Origin of the sequence: Burkholderia sola (assembly GCF_905400185.1) — a bacterium.
GTDB lineage: Bacteria > Pseudomonadota > Gammaproteobacteria > Burkholderiales > Burkholderiaceae > Burkholderia > Burkholderia sola.
Window position 1 is genome coordinate 226,385 of record NZ_FR989676.1, and the last position, 16,452, is coordinate 242,836.

General features: G+C 66.5%; 16 protein-coding genes. 7 read left to right on the forward strand and 9 right to left on the reverse strand.

The features are described 5' to 3' along the window. Positions 1–142: 142 nt before the first annotated feature. Entirely contained in the window at positions 143–1,498 is a 1,356-nt protein-coding gene (locus tag KR541_RS17495) for a polyhydroxyalkanoate depolymerase (RefSeq protein ID WP_124631243.1), read from the forward strand. Between the two features lie 200 nt (positions 1,499–1,698). Here KR541_RS17495 and KR541_RS17500 read toward each other — a convergent pair whose 3' ends face one another. The 4 genes from KR541_RS17500 to KR541_RS17515 all read right to left on the reverse strand — a co-directional run bounded on the left by KR541_RS17500 (position 1,699) and on the right by KR541_RS17515 (position 4,416). Continuing rightward, positions 1,699–2,133, reverse strand: a complete 435-nt coding sequence (locus tag KR541_RS17500) for a cupin domain-containing protein (RefSeq protein ID WP_124631242.1) — start codon at positions 2,131–2,133, stop codon at positions 1,699–1,701. Between the two features lie 82 nt (positions 2,134–2,215). Then, positions 2,216–2,983 (reverse strand): ABC transporter ATP-binding protein, encoded by a 768-nt coding sequence (locus tag KR541_RS17505; RefSeq protein WP_050018074.1) that lies wholly within the window; start codon positions 2,981–2,983, stop codon positions 2,216–2,218. A gap of 33 nt (positions 2,984–3,016) precedes the next feature. Next, positions 3,017–3,730, reverse strand: coding sequence for an ABC transporter permease (locus KR541_RS17510; RefSeq protein WP_089489082.1), 714 nt, complete (start codon positions 3,728–3,730; stop codon positions 3,017–3,019). After that, complete coding sequence (locus tag KR541_RS17515; RefSeq protein ID WP_050018072.1) at positions 3,727–4,416, reverse strand: ABC transporter permease; 690 nt, start codon at positions 4,414–4,416, stop codon at positions 3,727–3,729. The genes KR541_RS17510 and KR541_RS17515 overlap by 4 nt, the downstream gene beginning before the upstream one ends. A 645-nt stretch (positions 4,417–5,061) precedes the next feature. On the opposite strand from KR541_RS17515, the gene KR541_RS17520 reads away from it, so the two are divergent. From KR541_RS17520 to hutC, 3 genes are all read left to right on the forward strand, one after another. Beyond that, complete coding sequence (locus KR541_RS17520) at positions 5,062–5,373, forward strand: hypothetical protein (protein WP_080334418.1); 312 nt, start codon at positions 5,062–5,064, stop codon at positions 5,371–5,373. A 135-nt stretch (positions 5,374–5,508) separates the two neighbouring features. Further along, complete coding sequence (locus KR541_RS17525; protein ID WP_050018070.1) at positions 5,509–6,636, forward strand: porin; 1,128 nt, start codon at positions 5,509–5,511, stop codon at positions 6,634–6,636. A gap of 182 nt (positions 6,637–6,818) precedes the next feature. After that, positions 6,819–7,514: a histidine utilization transcriptional repressor HutC gene (gene hutC, locus KR541_RS17530; protein WP_050018069.1), complete on the forward strand. Its 696-nt coding sequence runs from the start codon at positions 6,819–6,821 to the stop codon at positions 7,512–7,514. A 15-nt stretch (positions 7,515–7,529) separates the two neighbouring features. Here the strand turns inward: hutC and KR541_RS17535 are convergent, their stop codons facing one another. After that, entirely contained in the window at positions 7,530–8,771 is a 1,242-nt protein-coding gene (locus KR541_RS17535) for a glycosyltransferase (protein WP_050018068.1), read from the reverse strand. A 91-nt stretch (positions 8,772–8,862) separates the two neighbouring features. Between KR541_RS17535 and KR541_RS17540 the strand changes: the two genes are divergently transcribed. After that, complete coding sequence (locus KR541_RS17540) at positions 8,863–9,483, forward strand: TetR/AcrR family transcriptional regulator (RefSeq protein WP_124631238.1); 621 nt, start codon at positions 8,863–8,865, stop codon at positions 9,481–9,483. A gap of 258 nt (positions 9,484–9,741) precedes the next feature. Then, entirely contained in the window at positions 9,742–10,095 is a 354-nt protein-coding gene (locus tag KR541_RS17545; RefSeq protein WP_124631237.1) for a hypothetical protein, read from the forward strand. 40 nt (positions 10,096–10,135) lie between these two features. Here KR541_RS17545 and KR541_RS17550 read toward each other — a convergent pair whose 3' ends face one another. The 4 genes from KR541_RS17550 to KR541_RS17565 form a co-directional block, all read right to left on the reverse strand. Next, a complete protein-coding gene (locus tag KR541_RS17550; protein WP_216089682.1) occupies positions 10,136–10,963 on the reverse strand; it encodes an alpha/beta fold hydrolase in 828 nt (275 codons plus the stop codon). Positions 10,964–11,072: 109 nt separating this feature from the next. After that, the gene (locus tag KR541_RS17555) at positions 11,073–11,990 is read right to left on the reverse strand and encodes a LysR family transcriptional regulator (RefSeq protein ID WP_050018064.1); all 918 of its coding nucleotides are present in this window, start codon (positions 11,988–11,990) and stop codon (positions 11,073–11,075) included. Between the two features lie 264 nt (positions 11,991–12,254). Next, positions 12,255–12,500 carry a DUF3717 domain-containing protein gene (locus KR541_RS17560; RefSeq protein WP_047901546.1) on the reverse strand — a complete coding sequence of 82 codons (246 nt, stop codon included), beginning with the start codon at positions 12,498–12,500 and terminating at the stop codon, positions 12,255–12,257. 264 nt (positions 12,501–12,764) lie between these two features. Then, complete coding sequence (locus KR541_RS17565; RefSeq protein WP_050018063.1) at positions 12,765–14,300, reverse strand: amino acid permease; 1,536 nt, start codon at positions 14,298–14,300, stop codon at positions 12,765–12,767. A 585-nt stretch (positions 14,301–14,885) separates the two neighbouring features. Here KR541_RS17565 and KR541_RS17570 point away from each other — a divergent pair. Continuing rightward, positions 14,886–16,418 (forward strand): sensor domain-containing diguanylate cyclase, encoded by a 1,533-nt coding sequence (locus tag KR541_RS17570; RefSeq protein ID WP_216089683.1) that lies wholly within the window; start codon positions 14,886–14,888, stop codon positions 16,416–16,418. The last annotated feature ends 34 nt before the right edge of the window (positions 16,419–16,452 follow it).

Genomic DNA, 16,452 nt, shown 5'->3' on the forward strand with positions numbered 1-16,452 from the left:
CAAGGCAACGCATCGCCTTCGCCCTGCTCACTACGTACCGCGCGCATCGCCACGCTCCCGAACCGCTGCAACGCGCGTGCCAGCCGCATGCTGGCATACGGCTTGCCTCGTTCATTGCAATGCGGCGTCACGAGCGAAGGTCATGAATCTGCTTGCCTATCCGTTTTATCAATGGTCTGCGGAATGTCTGCGTCCGGCGCGTGCATGGGCGGCCGCGACGCGCGCAACGATGTCGCTGTGGCCACCGGCGACATCGACGCCGACAGGCCGCATGGTCGATGCGCTGTGCGAACTGCTCGAATGCTGCGCGTTCTCGCACCGGCGGCCGCCGTTCGGGATCGCGTCGGTCGTCGTCGACGGCGAAGCGGTGCCGATCGTCGAGGAAGCGGCCACGGCCACGCCGTTCGCGACGCTACTGCATTTCCGCAAGGCGCGGCCGGTCCCGCGCCAGCCGCGCGTGCTGATCGTCGCGCCGATGTCCGGGCACTTCGCGACGCTGCTGCGCGGCACGGTGCGCACGATGCTGGCTGATCACGACGTGTACATCACAGACTGGCACAACCCGCGCGACATCCCGCTGACGGCCGGACGTTTCGGTTTCGACGAATACGTCACGCACGTGATCGACTTCATTCGCCACATCGGCCCGGACGCGCACGTGCTCGCGATCTGCCAGCCGACCGTCGCGTCGCTCGCGGCAGTCTCGCTGATGGCGGCCGGCGGCGATCCCGCTCAGCCGGCGAGCCTCACGCTGATGGCCGGCCCGATCGACTGCCGCGTGAATCCGACGAAGGTCAACGAACTCGCGACGAGCCAGCCGATCGAGTGGTTCGCGCACAACCTGATCAGCGTGGTGCCGACGGGCTTCGTCGGCGCGCAGCGGTGCGTGTATCCGGGCTTCGTGCAGGTGGGCGCGTTCATGTCGATGAACCCGGACCGGCATGCGGCGTCGTTCGCCGATTTGTACTACGAACGCGCGAAAGGCGACCCCGCGAAAGCCGATACGTTGCGGCATTTCTACGACGAATATTTCGCAACGGCCGATCTCACCGCGGAGTTCTATCTGGAAACGGTCGAGAAGGTGTTCCAGCAGTACGCGCTGGCACGCGGCGAACTGACGGTCGGCGACAGGCTCGTCGAACCGGCAGCGATTCATCGCACCGCGCTGTTGACGGTCGAAGGCGAGAAGGACGATATCTGCGCGGTGGGCCAGACGGTGGCCGCGCAGGAACTGTGTTCGGGATTACCGTCGTACCTGAAGACGCACCATGTCCAGACGGGCGTGGGGCACTACGGCGTGTTCAACGGCAGCCGCTGGGAAACGCAGATCTATCCGATCGTGCGGGCGACGATCCACGACAACGAGCCGTACGATCGCACCACGGATGCGGAAGGTGACACAAGCGGCACCCATTACGTCACGCTGCGCGCGCTGCTCGATGCGCGCACGGCCGGGATCGATGCGGCGACCGAAGCGCAATCGGATCATGCGCACTGAACGCGGGTAGCGACACAGTGAATCGCCCCGCCGGAAAGGCGGGGCGACGTTTGCTGCAGTATCCGGACGATGCGCGAGCAGACCACTCACGCACCGGGCCGGCTAGGCGGAAGCGGGAAGTAAGTCGCGGATGTCGGCGCACCAATAAAAAACCGCCTGAATGCAGGCGGTTCGTCGAAAGCGCACACCCAACCGGCACGCTACGCACCGGCCTCGCCCCACGGCGTCGGCTCCGGCACTGCACACGGGCCGTCGACGTCGATCGATTTGAAGTCGGCCGGCCCGACGATCTCCAGATACTCCATGTCCGGCGAGTAGTCGAACAGGTAATGAACGATTCCCGGCGCCTGGTGCACGCAGTCACCGGCCGCCACCAGCGTTTCCTGTTCGCCGTACATGAAGCGCGCCCAACCCTTCAGCATGATCACGATATGGAATTCGGCCTCGTGACGGTGCCAGCCGGTGCCCGCCGCCGGTGCATGATTGGCCCTGACGAGTTGCGCGACGACCTTGCCGTTCGTCGCGGCGGCGATACCGAGATCGCGGTACAGGAAGAAGTCGCGCAGGCCCTCGCCTTGATAGGCGGTGTCCTGCGGCTTCACGTGGGAAAAAGCGGTGGTGGTCGGCGTGCTCATCGCGATGCTCCTTCATCGAAAGGATCACGCGAGACAAGCATTAAGCGTTCCAGTTTGCGACGGCGCGAAACCGTGCGCTTCCTTACTTCAACCGCCCCGACAGAAACTGCCCGAGCCGCTCGCTCTTCGGATTCACGAGAATCTGCTGCGGATCGCCCTCTTCCTCGATCTTCCCCTGATGCAGGAAGATCACGTGGTTCGACACGTTGCGCGCGAAGCCCATCTCGTGCGTGACGACGACCATCGTCCGGCCTTCTTCGGCGAGCTTCTGCATCACCTTCAGCACTTCGCCCACCAATTCCGGGTCGAGCGCTGACGTCGGCTCGTCGAACAGCATCACTTCCGGCTCCATCGCCAGCGCGCGCGCGATCGCGACGCGCTGCTGCTGGCCGCCCGACAGGTGTGACGGATACATGCCCTCGACGCGCGGCGCGAGCCCGACCTTCTCCAGATACTGGCGCGCCCGCGCGATCGCCTCGTCCTTGCCGACGCCGAGCACGGCCATCGGCGCCTCGATCACGTTCTCGAGCACCGTCATGTGCGCCCACAGGTTGAAGTGCTGGAATACCATCGACAGCTTCGTGCGCATGCGCTGCAGTTGCTTCTGGTCGGCCACGCGCAGCGAGCCGTTGCGATCGCGCAGGGTCTGGATCGGCTCGCTGCCGATCGTGATCTGCCCCGAGCACGGCTGCTCGAGGAAGTTGATGCAGCGCAGGAACGTGCTCTTGCCGGAGCCGCTCGAGCCGATGATGCTGATCACGTCGCCGGCCTTCGCCTTCATCGACACGCCCTTCAACACCTCGTTGTCGCCGAATTTCTTGTGCAGGTTGTCAACGGTAAGCTTGTACATGCGGGGTCCTTCGTTGCGGATCTTGCGAATGCGTTAATGGCCGCGCGGCGCGAGGTACGCGAGCCAGCGCGTCTCGAGCTTGCGGAACGCCCAGATGAGCGCGAATACGACGACCGCGTACAGCACGGCCGCGATGCCGTAGGCCTGGAACGACATGTACGTCGCCGAATTGACGTCGCGCGTGACCTTCAGGATGTCGGGCACGGTCGCGGTGAACGCGAGCGTCGTCGCGTGCAGCATCAGGATCACTTCGTTGCTGTAGCTCGGCAGCGAGCGGCGCAGCGCGGACGGCAGGATGATGCGCGTATAGAGCTTGAAGCGCGACATTCCGTACGCCATCCCGGCCTCGATCTCGCCGGCCGACGTCGCCTTGATCGCGCCCGCGAAGATCTCGGTCGCATACGCGCATTCGTTCAGCACGAACGCGAGCAGCGTGCAGTTCATCGCGTTGCGGAAGAACGTGTCGAGCAGCACGTGGTCGTGCACGACCTGCAGGCTGTAGATGCCCGTGTAGCACATCAGCAGTTGCACGTAGAGCGGCGTGCCGCGGAACACGTACGTATAGAGCCACACGGGGCCGGAGATCCAGCGGTTCGACGACGCACGCGCGATCGCGAGCGGCACGGCGAGCGCGAAACCGAGCGCGATCGACACGACCAGCAGCCACAGCGTGATCGCGAGGCCGCTGAAGCGGTAGCCGTCGGAATAGAGATAGTTTTGCCAGTACTGGCCGACGAGTTCGATCACAGTGCAAGCCTCCGGACACCGACGGAATAACGCTTCTCGAGGTGGTGCAGCACGACGTTGGACACCGTCGTGATCGCGAGGTAGATCGCGCCTGCCGCGAGCGTGAAAAAGAAGAAATCGAGCGTGCTCTTGCCCGCGTCCTGCGACGCCTTCACAACGTCGGCGAGGCCGATGATCGACACGAGCGCGGTGGCTTTCACGAGCACCTGCCAGTTGTTGCCGATGCCCGGCAGCGCGAAGCGCATCATCTGCGGGAACAGGATGCGGTAAAACACGCGCCAGCCGCTCATCCCGTACGCGAAGCCCGCTTCGAGCTGGCCGCGCGGCACCGCGAGGAACGCACCGCGGAACGTCTCGGTGAAGTACGCGCCGTAGATGAAGCCGAGCGTCACGACGCCGGCCACGAACGGGTCGATGTCGATCTGGTCCCAGCCGAGCACGTCGGTCACGTCGTTCAGCAGGATCTGGATCCCGTAGAACAGCAGCAGCATCAGCACGAGGTCGGGCACCGCGCGGATCAGCGTCGTGTAGAACGTGCCGACCGACTTGAGCGCGCGGTTGGCCGACAGTTTCGCGGCCGCGCCGGCGAGGCCCAGTATCAGCGACGCGGCGAGCGACAGCACCGCGAGCTTCACGGTCTCGACCGTGCCGGCCCACAGCAGCGGGCCAAATCCTTGGAAGATCATATTAGGGATCCAGAACGATGTGGCTGGATTGTCAATAGCCATTAAGCGCGTATCAAACGAGTTCTGCGCACGACGTGATGCGGCCTGCTCATCAAGCCGGGCGCGTCACGCGAAGGGCGTGGCGAGGGCAATACTGAGCGCGAGTTTCTTCATGGCGTTCCTATCAGAGGCGAACTGGTGCGGGTTCCTGTCAAGCTGAGCGCCGTGAACCCTTCCAACCGGGGAAATCGCTCGTTCCGGCGACGCCCCAAGTTGTACAGACAACTTTGCCTTTTCAGGGCTAGGTCAGCAATCCGTGTTTATCTCTAATTGTCGGCGGATTAGGAGCACTAGGCCGCATTTTCCTTAATTTTCAATTACTTATGTATTACACGAAGCGGAATGATGGCGCTCTCGCGGCGTACGGGCGGGCCGCGGCAGCTGTCTAGACTTTCGTCGACTGAGCCGCTCATCCAACGATAACTCCGCCAGCGCGCGCTCATCATGCCTTGGGCCGTTGGCCGGCGCGGCACGGCGCGTTTACGCATCCTTTGCACGCGCGCGGCGAGTCTATACACCGTCTCGCCACGGCGATTTCTAGAATGGGGGCCATGTCCATCACGAGATCTCCGCGATGCGGAGCCCGCTGTGACCGGGGATGAGCCCATGAAACCGACCACAACCGATTCCGCTGCTTCACGCCATCTGCCGCCCGATCGTTCGCGGCGTCGCTCTCCCACGGACGCACTCGTGCTGCTGTCAGTTCGCGTCGAATCGGACAACCTCGCGATCGTGCGGCGCCAGTTGCATCAGGCCGTCGGCGCCGCGCTCAACGGCTACACGGCCACGATCGACAGCCGCACCGGGCGCGCGTGCATCGAACTCGAAGTCGCGCGGTCGCAGGCGTCGCCCGCGATCCTGTCGATCCTGCGCGCGCTGCCGGCCGCCGAGTTCGGCACGATCCGCCTGCTGCACTAGCCGGCGTTCGCCGCCGCCGCGCGTGAACACGCGTCACGCGCTCCCCTTTCATCGATTCGCACACGCGTGTTCGCACGGGCACGCGTGACGGGTCGCCGTTCCCGTCGCAACGGGCCTTTCCAGGAAATACACGCAATGAAGAAAGCAGTCGTCGGTACCCTGTCGTTCGCATTCATCGGCGCCGCCGCGCATGCGCAAAGCAGCGTCACGCTCTACGGGATGCTGGATGCCGGTATCGCCTATACGAACAACCAGTCGGGCAAGAGCGCGTGGCAGCAAGGCAGCGGGCTGCTGTCGAACACGGTCTTCGGGCTGAGCGGCAACGAGGATCTCGGCGGCGGTCTGCATGCGCTGTTTCGACTCGAAAGCGGCTTCAACCTGAACAACGGCACGCAGTCCTATCGAAATACGATATTCGGCCGCCGTGCGTACGTCGGCCTGCAGAGCGACCGGTACGGCACGCTAACGCTCGGCCGCCAGTACGACGCCGTGGTCGACTATCTCGGCCCGCTCGCGATGGCGAACAACGGCGACGGCAACAACCTCGCATCGCATCCGTTCGACAACGACAACCTCGACGATTCGTTCTACATCGACAACGCGGTGAAATACACGAGCCCGACGCTCGCCGGCTGGCAGTTCGGCGGCCTGTACGGGTTCGGCAACGCGGCCGGCGGCTTCGCGAACAACCGCGCATACAGCGCGGGCGTGTCGTATGCGAACGGGCCGGTCAATCTCGGCGCCGCGTACCTGCAACTCAACCGCGGCGGCCTGACGACCGACGGCGCATTGTCGACGAACGACGCGCCGAACTTCCCGGCCGTCCGGCAGCGCGTGATGGGCGCCGGCGGCAGCTACGCGTTCGACCGGCTGACGATCGGCGCGTTGTGGACGCATACGATGTTCGACGAGACGGCCGCGTCGTCGCTGCCCGGCGCGCTGAATGCGCTGCGCTTCGACAACTACGAACTCAACGCGCGCTATGCGCTGACGCCGGCCGTCTCGTTCGCGGGCGCCTATACGTTCACCGACGGCCGCTACGACGACGCCACCGGCAGCCACCGGCCGAAGTGGCACCAGGTGACGCTGATGGCCGACTACGCGCTGAGCAAGCGCACCGACGTGTATGCGGAAACCGTGTACCAGCACCAGTTCGGCGTGCCGTCGGACGCGACGCTCGGGTTCGCGAACGTCACGGGGGTCGCGGCTTCGTCGACCGGCACGCAGGTAGTCGCAACGATCGGCATCCGGCATCGGTTCTGACCGCGCGCGGGCCGTCGACTGGCCGGCCGCTCTGTGCAATCCCGCATGGACGCGCGCCGGCCGAACAGGGATCATTCGGGGAATCCGGGCCGGCGCGCTCGCGAAACCGGTACACTCGGCGCCGGGCGCGCGCCGGACCGGCATTCGGCGGCGGCCCGCTGCCGACTCTGAATCGTGATCCCATGACCACACCGATCTATCAGGAAATCAAGGACTTCATCCTCGCGCGCATTCATGCCGGCGAATGGGCGGAAGGCGACCAGGTGCCGTCGGAGAACGAGCTCGCGCGCGAATTCAACGTCGCTCGGATGACCGTCAACCGCGCGCTGCGCGAGCTGACCGCCGAACAGGTGCTCACGCGCACGCGTGGCTCCGGCACGTACGTCGCGTCGCCGAAATACGAATCGACGCTCGTCGCGATCCGCAGCATTTCCGACGAAGTCGCCGCGCGCGGCCACGGCTATCGCGCGCAGGTGCTGCTGGTCGGCGCGGCCGTCGCCGATGCGAAGCTCGCCGACGAACTGCAACTCGACACCGGCAGCCCGATCTTCCATTCGCGCGTGCTGCACTTCGAGAACGACACGCCCGTGCAACTCGAGGAACGCTGGGTCAATCCGGCCTGCGCGCCCGAATACGCGTTGCAGGACTTCACGGCGACGACGCCGAACCAGTACCTGACGCGCGTCGCGCCGCTGCAGCGCGTCGAATACCGGATCGAGGCCGCGATGCCCGATGCCGACACGCGCCGCCACCTGACGATGGACGATCGCGAGCCGTGCCTGCTGCTGCATCGGCGCACGTGGTCGCAGGGGCTGGTCGCGTCGGTCGCCAATCTGTGGCACCCGGGCAGCCGCTATCGGTTCACCGGGCATTTCTGATGCCGACGCGCGGGCTTACCGCGCGCGCGGTTGCGCCCATCGTTCGATCGCACTGACCGCCCGCTTCAAGCCGTCTTCTTGCGCGATGAGCGTACCGAGTTCCGTCGCACGCGCCTTCGTCTCATCCCGTTCGGCAAACACGATGGCCCGCGCCAGCGCCGCAGCGTCCATGCGCCGGCCCGGCACCGGCGCATCCGCGACGCCGAGCCGTTGCAGCCGGTTCGCCCAGAAGAACTGATCGCCCGCGAACGGCACGACCACCGACGGAATACCGGCCCGTGCGGCCGAATGCGTGGTGCCCGAGCCGCCGTGATGGATCGCCATCGCGACGCGCGGGAACAGCCAGTCGTGCGGCGTGTCGCCGATCACGCGAACGTGCGCCGGCAGCAGCGACGCATCGATGCCGCTCCAGCCCGGATAAAGCAGCGCGCGCCGGCCGGCCAGCGCATGCGTCAGCGCCGCGGCCATCGCCGCACGATCGAAGCCGGCCATGCTGCCGAAACCGACGTACACGGGCGGCTCGCCCGCGTCGAGAAACGCCGCGAGTTCGGGCGGCGGCGCCCACGCACGCGCATCGATTCGCCACTGGCCACAGGCTTGCACGTTCGCCGGCCAGTCGGCCGGACCGGACAGCAGCGCGGGCGACACGCCATACAGCATCGGATGATCGGTCCACACGCGCTTGCGCGGCGGCAATCCGCCTACGCTGGCGCGCGCGGCATTGGTCGACTTCCTGAACGCCTGCCACAGCAGCGCATTCACGAACCGATGGGTCGCGCGATTCAGCCCGCGCGGCAACTTGCCCGGCGGCAGGAACGGCGACGCGAATTCGGCGGTCGGCGTGATCGGGATCATGCCCGCGCCAATCGCCGGGATGCGGCGATATTCGGCGACCGACAACCCGACGAACGACGCGAGTCCCGACACGAGCAGCGCGTCGCAGCCGGCCGACGCGTCCGCCACTTCGCGCATCCACGCGGCCGTGTTCGCATTCGCGATCGCCGCGAGCGCCTTGGACGTATCGGCGAAGCCGCCGCGCCCGCGCACCGCACCGGCCAACGCGCCTTCCGGCGCGATCGCGCGACGGATGTCGCCGGACAGCGGTGCCGACGGCACGCCGAGCGCGGCGGCCGACCCGAGCGTCGCCGCGTCGGCGAGCAACCGGACGTCATGGCCGGCATCCATCAATGCGCGACCGAGCGCCGCGAGCGGGCGCGTGTCGCCTTCGGTGCCGTAGGTGGCGATGACGAGTTTCATGCGGGCTCCCCGTGCATGGCGGAAAAGGTTGGATTCAAAAAAGTGCACGTCGTATACTAATGCAATCCGTACACTTTCAGTCAACCCCGCCATGACGATTCCGACCGACGATCCGGGCCGCCGCGCGCGCAAACGCATCCAGATGCTCGCGCATCTCGCCGCGACCGGCGCGCGCCTGTTCGACGCGCACGGCTACGATGCCGTCACGATGGAGCAGATCGCCGCGCAGGCCGACGTCGCGAAGCGCACGCTGTACAACCACTTTCCGACGAAGGAAGCCGTGCTCGCGCACTGGCTCGAGGGCGAACTCGCGCGCGATCTCGCGCATCTGCAGCAGGACGTCGCGCGGCGCAAGACCTTTGCGTCGCGCATCGGCTGCGTGCTCGACGCGTCGGCCGCGTGGTGCGAACAACATCCGGTGTATCTGCTTGCGTACCTGCGGCACCGCTTCCTGAGCATTGGTGCAGCCGAACCGGAGCGCGCGGGAGAGAACGGCAGCGATATCGCGCTGGTGTGGCAGCAACTGATCGCAGCCGGCCAGCAGGCCGGCGAACTGGACCGCACGCTGCAGGCAGATCAGCTCGCGACCTGGTTCCATCATCTGTATCTCGCGGCGATGCTGCGCTGGCTGACCGTGCCGGGGCTGTCGCTGAAACGGGAGTTTCAGTCGGTCGCGAAGCTGTTTATCGAAGGCGCGGAAGCGAAGCGGTGACGCACGCACAAACGCCCGGAAGAACGTCGCGGCGCCATGCAACGCAGCGCAACGGGCACGCGGGACGCAGCCAACGCGTCGCGCATCGCGCATCGCGCACACATTGTTACAACGAACGCACACTTCGCATGCCAAATTTCCCGCGCAGCAGTATGCTGATGCGGTACGGCTGCGCACTGTGCATCGGGCAATCCCCTAGTTCGCACGCGACACGCGCCGCCGTCGCGACCGCAATCATGCGTTGCAAGGAGGGTTGTGATGGCCACCACGCATCAGCACTTCCACCTCGAACTACGGCACGCCACCGCGCCGACCTACTTCATCAGTTACCTGTTCCCCGCGTTGCTGTTCGTCTACGAACTGCTGCGCGTCGGCCAGTGGATCCGCGATCACGGGATGCAATTCGTCGCGTTCAAGCAGATGGGCTACGAGTATCTGCTGATGCTGCTGTTCGTCGGGCTGCAGATCGTCGTCGAGGCGATCTTCCTGCTCGGCGCGGCGATGCGCAAGGATCATCGCGATTTCGAGCACCGGTTGCCGAACGTGATTCTCGGCATCGGCCTGTCGATCGTGCTGCTGGCGATCGATCTCGGGATCCAGCTTTCGTTCTGACGGCCAGCGGGCGGACGCCCGCTGGCGATGGCGAGCGCGTTCAGGCGCCCGCGTCGCGCAGCAACGTCGCGACGGCGGCCAGCACGTCGTCCGTCCGCTCGCGGTGCGGCATGTGTCCGCAGCGGGCGAGCAACAGGAACGACGACGGCCCCGCGACGCGCGCGGCGATCCGCTTCGGATGCACGTCGGACCCGTATTCGTCGTCCTCGCCGTGAATCGCGAGCGTCGCGCACTGCACGCGCGGCAGGTCGTCGTCGAGAGTCCAGTCGCGAAACGCCGGCGACAACCACGTGTCGACCCACGCGCGCAGCACCCATTCGGCCTTGTCGCCGTGATAGCGCGCGAGCCGGTCGAGCTGCCCCGGCTCGTCGAACTGCCGCCCGGCGTCGCGAATGCCGGCCAGCGTGCGATCCTCGACGAACGCCTGCGCGGCGACCGTCACGAGCGCGCGGCAACGCACCGGATGCGCGCCAGCACAGCCGACCGCCATCCCGCCGCCGACGCTGTGTCCGAACGCGACGAACGTATCGACGCCGAGTCGATCCAGCACCGCGACGAACGCATGATCGGCCTCGTCGCGCACGAACGTCGTGGCGAGTACCCCGGGATGACGATCCGAACGGCCGAAACCGAGACGGTCGTATGCGATCACGTCGCGTTGCGTCGCGCCGGCGAGTTGCGCGGGGAAGTCGCGCCACAGATCGACGCAGCCGAGCGAATCGTGCAGCAGCACGATCGGTGCGGCCGGCCCAGGTGCGGCCGGCCCAGGCGCGGCCGCGTGCCGCACCGGCCCCGCACCCCAGCGTTTCGCAAAGAGACGCCCTTGCGGCGTCTCGACGGTCATCTCCTCGGTCACGATATCGGTCATGTGTCGGTCGTCTGCATGAAAGCGGCCGCCCGTCGGCGGCCGCATCGAATCCGGACATGGTGGCCTGCCGGCGCGCGCAGCGTCAAGCAAGCCCCTATCGGCCGCGCGTTCATTCGGGCTGCGGCGGCAGATACTCCATCTGCGCTTCGTCGTACAGCCGGTAGATCAGCGCCTGCATCGCGCGAATGTCCTCCGACTCGTCCAGCATCCGCATGCTCATGATGATCGGCGACACGAGGTTCGGATCGTCGAGCGGCTTGTAGCTGATGTCGTCGCGCTTGAGCCCGTACACGCTGTGCGGCACGACCGACACGCCCTCGCCCATCGCGACGAGGCCGAGCGCGATCTGCAGTTCACGCGTCTCGTAGATCCTGCGCGGTTGCAGCGCGCGATCGTGGAAGGCCGCGAGCACCTGGTCCGCGTAGCTCGGGCGCGGCGCCTTCGGAAAGATGATCAGCGTGTCGTTGACGAGATCGTGCAGCGACAGCACGGGCTTCGCGCTGTCGAGCACGTGGCCGACCGGCAGCGCGACGATCATCCTCTCCTCGCGCAGCACGACGCGCCGCACGCTCGGATCCTCGTGGCGGATGCGCCCGAACCCGACGTCGATGCGCCCTTCCTTCAGCGCCTTGATCTGGTCCATCGTCGACATCTCGTGCAGGCTCAATTCGACGGCCGGATATTCGCTGCGAAAGCGCCGGATGATCTTCGGCAGCATCCCGTACAGCGTCGAGCCGACGAAACCGACCGACATGCTGCGCTCGATCTTGCCGACCCGCTTCGTCATCGATTCGAGTTCGGTGGTCTGCGCGAGCAACTGCACCGCGTGCGAATAGAAGAAGCGTCCGGCATCGGTCAGCTTCAGCGGCCGCGCGGTGCGCTCGAACAGCGGCACGCCGAGCGCTTCCTCGAGCTGCTGGATCTGCCGGCTCAGCGGCGGCTGCGCGATGTGCAGCCGTTCCGCCGCCCGCGTGAAATTCCGCTCTTCGGCCACCGCGACGAAGTAGCGGAGGTGTCTCAACTCCATGTTCGAATCCTCCCGGGACAGGCGACGGACGCTCATCCGGCACCGCGCGGGCAGCGCCCGCACCGCTCACCCTTGCCGGCTATCCGTACCGGCCTCCTCGATCGCCTGCTTGCCGATCCCGTCACGATACCTCAGCCAGCGCCGATCCCGGCTCGAGCAGCGTCGTGCTGGCGGCGACGTCAGGGGCCGCGCAAAGCAAAACGGGAAGCCGCGAGGCTTCCCGTTCGTTCACCGACGCCGCGCCGCGGCATCGTGCGCACCGCATCACACCTCGGTCGCATACAGCGCGTCGCGCTGCTCGTTACTCAGCGTGTCGAGCGGCACGTCGGGCAACTGATAGCAGATCATCGTGCCGTACAGCTCGGCCAGGCAGTTGCTGCCGGCGTCGAGCGCGTAGCCGTCCTCGCCGTCCGGCGCCGGCGGATACACTTCGCGCCACGCGTTGATCGCGGCTTCGATTCGCACGATGGAAACGGGTCCGGCCTTCCGCTCGGCGGGTGATGCGCTCATGAATTCCTCTGGGTTGCGCGCTCCGCGGGCCATGCCGGCCCGGCTGGAGCGATGAAAACGCCGGGCGTCTCGCCGGCCGCCGCGCGCCGCGCGCGCCGGATGCCGATCCGCGCCGCGCCTGTCGCGCCGGCCGGGCCGCGGCCCGGTAGGGTCGGGCAATATAACCGGCTTTGACCCCGCGCAGGCAAAAGCCGGGCAAAAAAAACGGGAAGGCGCGCGGCTTCCCGTTTCGTCGCCATCGCGCGGCTGCCTGCCGCGCCGGCGTCAGCCCGCGGTTTCGCGGTTCGCCACCGGCTGCCGCTGCGCGCCGCGATTCGCGGCGATCCACGGCGCGATCTCCATGTCCTCGTAGCGCACGAACCGGCTCTTCTTCAGGAGCCGGAAGCCGAGCCACACGACCACGAACAGCGGAATGCCGACATAGGTCGCGGTCACGCCGGCCCAGTCGATCCGGTTCGCGAGGAACGCCTGGTAATCCTGGCCGAGCGCGATCACGAGGCACAGCACGAACGCGAACAGCGGGCCGAACGGGAACCACTTCGACTGGTACGGCAACTGGTCGAGCGAATAACCCTGCTTCACGTACCCCTTGCGGAACCGGTAGTGGCTGACCGCGATGCCGAGCCACGCGATGAAGCCCGTCATCCCCGACGTGTTCAGCAGCCACAGGTACACGGTCTTGTCGCCGTACAGCGACGTGAAGAAGCACAGCGCGCCGACGGCGGTGGTCGCGTACAGTGCGTTGCGCGGCACGCCGCCCGGCGACAGCTTCGCGAACACCTTCGGCGCGCGGCCTTCGGTGGCGAGGTTGTAGAGCATCCGCGTGGACGCGTACATGCCCGAGTTCCCGGCCGACAGCACGGCCGTCAGGATCACCGCGTTCATCACGCCGGCCGCGAACGCGAGGCCGGCGTGGCGGAACACGAGCGTGAACGGGCTCACGCCGATGTCGGTTACGTCCGTCTTCAGCAGGTTCGGGTCGGTATACGGAATCAGCACGCCGATCACGAAGATCGCGAACACGTAGAACAGCAGGATCCGCCAGAACACCTGGCGCACCGCGCGCGGAATCGTCGTGCGCGGGTGCTCCGATTCGCCGGCCGCGACGCCGATCAGCTCGGTGCCCTGGAACGAGAAGCCCGCGATCATCGCGACGCCCATCAGCGCCGGCAGGCCGCCCGCGAACGGCGCGTCGCCGATCGTCAGGTTGCCCCAGCCGTTCGCCGGCGCGCCCTTCAGAATGCCGAAGATCATCAGCAGGCCAACGCCGATGAACGCGACCACCGTGACGACCTTGATCAGCGCGAACCAGTATTCGGCCTCGCCGAAGCCGCGCACGGTGAGCGCATTGAGCAGGAACATCACGGCGAGGAACGCCGCGCTCCACCACACGCCCGGCACGTCCGGAAACCAGTAGTGCATCACGAGCTGCGCGGCGACGAGCTCCACCGCGATCGTCACCGCCCAGTTGTACCAGTAGTTCCAGCCGAGCGCGAAGCCGAAGCCTTCGTCCACGTATTTCGCGCCGTAGGTCGCGAACGAACCCGACACCGGCATGAACGCGGCCATCTCGCCGAGGCTCGTCATCAGGAAGTAGACCATCAGGCCGATCAGCATGTACGCGACCATCGCGCCGCCGGGGCCAGCCTGCGAGATCGACGCGCCGGATGCGACGAACAGGCCCGTGCCGATCGAGCCGCCGATGGCGATCATCGTCAGGTGGCGCGCCTTCAGCGCGCGATGAAGCTTGGGTGGGTTCGCGGACGAACCGGGTGGGTCGGAATTCGGAATGGCGGACATAAACGAGACGAACGTTGAGCGGGCCGGCATCCGTAGCCGGCGCATGCGGAATCGGAGCGCGGTGCGCGTCCTGCGATGCATTCGATGCGGCCCCGATACGCGTTGCGCGGCGGGCGCCTGCGGCGAAGCGCGGATTCTACCTGATTCGATAGGGGGACAGCTGAGGTCGCGCCGCCCACCGCCATGCCGGAGATTTTGCGGAATCAACGGGTTGGCCGCGCCGGCCGTCGCCCTTTCGCCACACGTCGCAAAAACCACGACTCCGATCGGGTCATTCGATTTTCGATTCTTCGGAGACCCTGTAATCCTGTCCCGATCCGCCAAATGCCGCGGCAATAGGCAAAATCGACTGATGATTATGCGATTAATCAGACAAAAAGGCCGACACTGCCAATTGATTCAAATCAAGTCGCCCGCACGCCATGAGGTAATGATGCGTAACCGTTTCGAATCGCCGTCGCCGCATGCATGTTTTGCATGTGCGGGCGAAATGCACGAATTCGCGGGATAATGACGCTTAATTCGAAATAATCCGCGCGCGGAACCGCCAACGACGCGAGTAGCCGCCGCCCGTGCCCCCCGAGGATGAAGTCATTCCCGCTGCCCGCCACGCTGCGCCGCCATACCGCGTCGATCGTGGCACGCATTCTGTCGCCCCGCGGCGTACTCGTGGCGGGCATCGTCCTGCTGATGTTCAGTTGGGGACTTTCCACGTCGCTATTAATCGAGGCACGGCGCGACGCGTATGGCCATGCGGTCGAAAATGCGCGCAACCTGATGCTGCTGATCGAACGCGATATCGCGCGCAATATCGAACTCTACGATTTGTCGCTGCAAAACGTCGTCGACGGCCTGGCCGATCCGGAACTGATGACCTTGCCGCCGCGCCAGCGCCACCGGCTGCTGTTCGACCGCGCGGCCACCGGCGCCTATCTCGGCTCGATTTTCGTGATGGATGCGCATGGCAATATCGCGATCGATTCGAGCGTGTCGCCCGCGCGGCAAGGCAATTTCGCCGACCGCGACTATTTCGCCGTACATCGCGACCGGCTCGCCCCCGGCCTCTACATCAGCCGGCCGTACGCGTCGCGGCTGCGCGGCGGCGCGCTGACGATCGCGCTGAGCCGCCGGATCAACCGGCCCGACGGCACGTTCGGCGGGATCGTCGTCGGCACGCTCAGCATCGACTACTTCCGCGCGCTGCTCGACGGTCTCGCGGTCGGCCGGCACGGCAGCGCGGCGATCGTCGAGGACAACGGCACGCTCGTGTCGCGCCTGCCCTACGACACGCGGGTGGTCGGCCTCGACCTGCACGATTCGCCGCTGTTCATCGACGCGCAGCGCGGCCGCGCCGGCGAGCTGACCGGTGTCGGCGCCATCGACGGCGTGCGGCGCATCTATGTTTACAAGCATCTCGCCGGGCTGCCGCTGATCGTCGACGTCGCGCCCGCCGAGATCGACGTCTACGCGGCGTGGCGCCATCGCGCGATCTGGACCGTCGTGCTGATGAGCCTGTTCACGGCGTTCATCGCGTGGGGCTCGCTCGCGCTGTCGCGCGAGCTGAAGCGCCGGCAGGACGCCGAATCGAAGCTGTACCGGCTCGCGCACACCGATTCGCTGACGGGCCTCGACAACCGCGGCACGTTCGACACGGTGCTCGCGAAAGAGGCCCAGCGCGCGTCGCGCAACGGCCGCCCGTTGTCCGTGCTGTTCGTCGACGTCGACCACTTCAAGGCGTTCAACGACTACTACGGCCACCCGGCCGGCGACGACGTGCTGCGCCAGGTCGCGCAATCGCTGACGCGCAGCCTGCGCCGCGACAGCGACCACGTCGCGCGCTACGGCGGCGAGGAGTTCGTCGTCACGCTGCCCGACACCGACGCGCCGGGCGCGGCGACCGTCGCCGAGGGCATCCGGCGCGCGATCGCGAGGCTCGACATCGAACACGTAAAGAGCCCGTACGGGCGCGTCACGGCCAGCATCGGCACCGCAACCGCCGCCGACGGCCGAATGACCGCCGCGACGCTGCTGCGACGCGCCGACGAAGCGCTGTACCGCGCGAAATCCGGCGGCCGCAACCGCGTGCTGGACGCGCAATCGAGTGCGGCCGACGCTTGACGCGATGTGATCCGGCAGGCCGCGTGACACGAAG

What these genes read in the sequence shown, in the direction of transcription:
- KR541_RS17500 (WP_124631242.1), bottom strand. Translation starts at nt 2,133, where the DNA reads ATGAGCACGCCGACCACCACCGCTTTTTCCCACGTGAAGCCGCAGGAC.
- KR541_RS17555 (WP_050018064.1), bottom strand. Translation starts at nt 11,990, where the DNA reads ATGGAGTTGAGACACCTCCGCTACTTCGTCGCGGTGGCCGAAGAGCGG.
- KR541_RS17540 (WP_124631238.1), top strand. Translation starts at nt 8,863, where the DNA reads ATGACGATTCCGACCGACGATCCGGGCCGCCGCGCGCGCAAACGCATC.
- KR541_RS17570 (WP_216089683.1), top strand. Translation starts at nt 14,886, where the DNA reads ATGAAGTCATTCCCGCTGCCCGCCACGCTGCGCCGCCATACCGCGTCG.
- KR541_RS17560 (WP_047901546.1), bottom strand. Translation starts at nt 12,500, where the DNA reads ATGAGCGCATCACCCGCCGAGCGGAAGGCCGGACCCGTTTCCATCGTG.
- KR541_RS17535 (WP_050018068.1), bottom strand. Translation starts at nt 8,771, where the DNA reads ATGAAACTCGTCATCGCCACCTACGGCACCGAAGGCGACACGCGCCCG.
- KR541_RS17515 (WP_050018072.1), bottom strand. Translation starts at nt 4,416, where the DNA reads ATGATCTTCCAAGGATTTGGCCCGCTGCTGTGGGCCGGCACGGTCGAG.
- KR541_RS17525 (WP_050018070.1), top strand. Translation starts at nt 5,509, where the DNA reads ATGAAGAAAGCAGTCGTCGGTACCCTGTCGTTCGCATTCATCGGCGCC.
- hutC (WP_050018069.1), top strand. Translation starts at nt 6,819, where the DNA reads ATGACCACACCGATCTATCAGGAAATCAAGGACTTCATCCTCGCGCGC.
- KR541_RS17495 (WP_124631243.1), top strand. Translation starts at nt 143, where the DNA reads ATGAATCTGCTTGCCTATCCGTTTTATCAATGGTCTGCGGAATGTCTG.
- KR541_RS17545 (WP_124631237.1), top strand. Translation starts at nt 9,742, where the DNA reads ATGGCCACCACGCATCAGCACTTCCACCTCGAACTACGGCACGCCACC.
- KR541_RS17520 (WP_080334418.1), top strand. Translation starts at nt 5,062, where the DNA reads ATGAAACCGACCACAACCGATTCCGCTGCTTCACGCCATCTGCCGCCC.
- KR541_RS17505 (WP_050018074.1), bottom strand. Translation starts at nt 2,983, where the DNA reads ATGTACAAGCTTACCGTTGACAACCTGCACAAGAAATTCGGCGACAAC.
- KR541_RS17550 (WP_216089682.1), bottom strand. Translation starts at nt 10,963, where the DNA reads ATGACCGATATCGTGACCGAGGAGATGACCGTCGAGACGCCGCAAGGG.
- KR541_RS17565 (WP_050018063.1), bottom strand. Translation starts at nt 14,300, where the DNA reads ATGTCCGCCATTCCGAATTCCGACCCACCCGGTTCGTCCGCGAACCCA.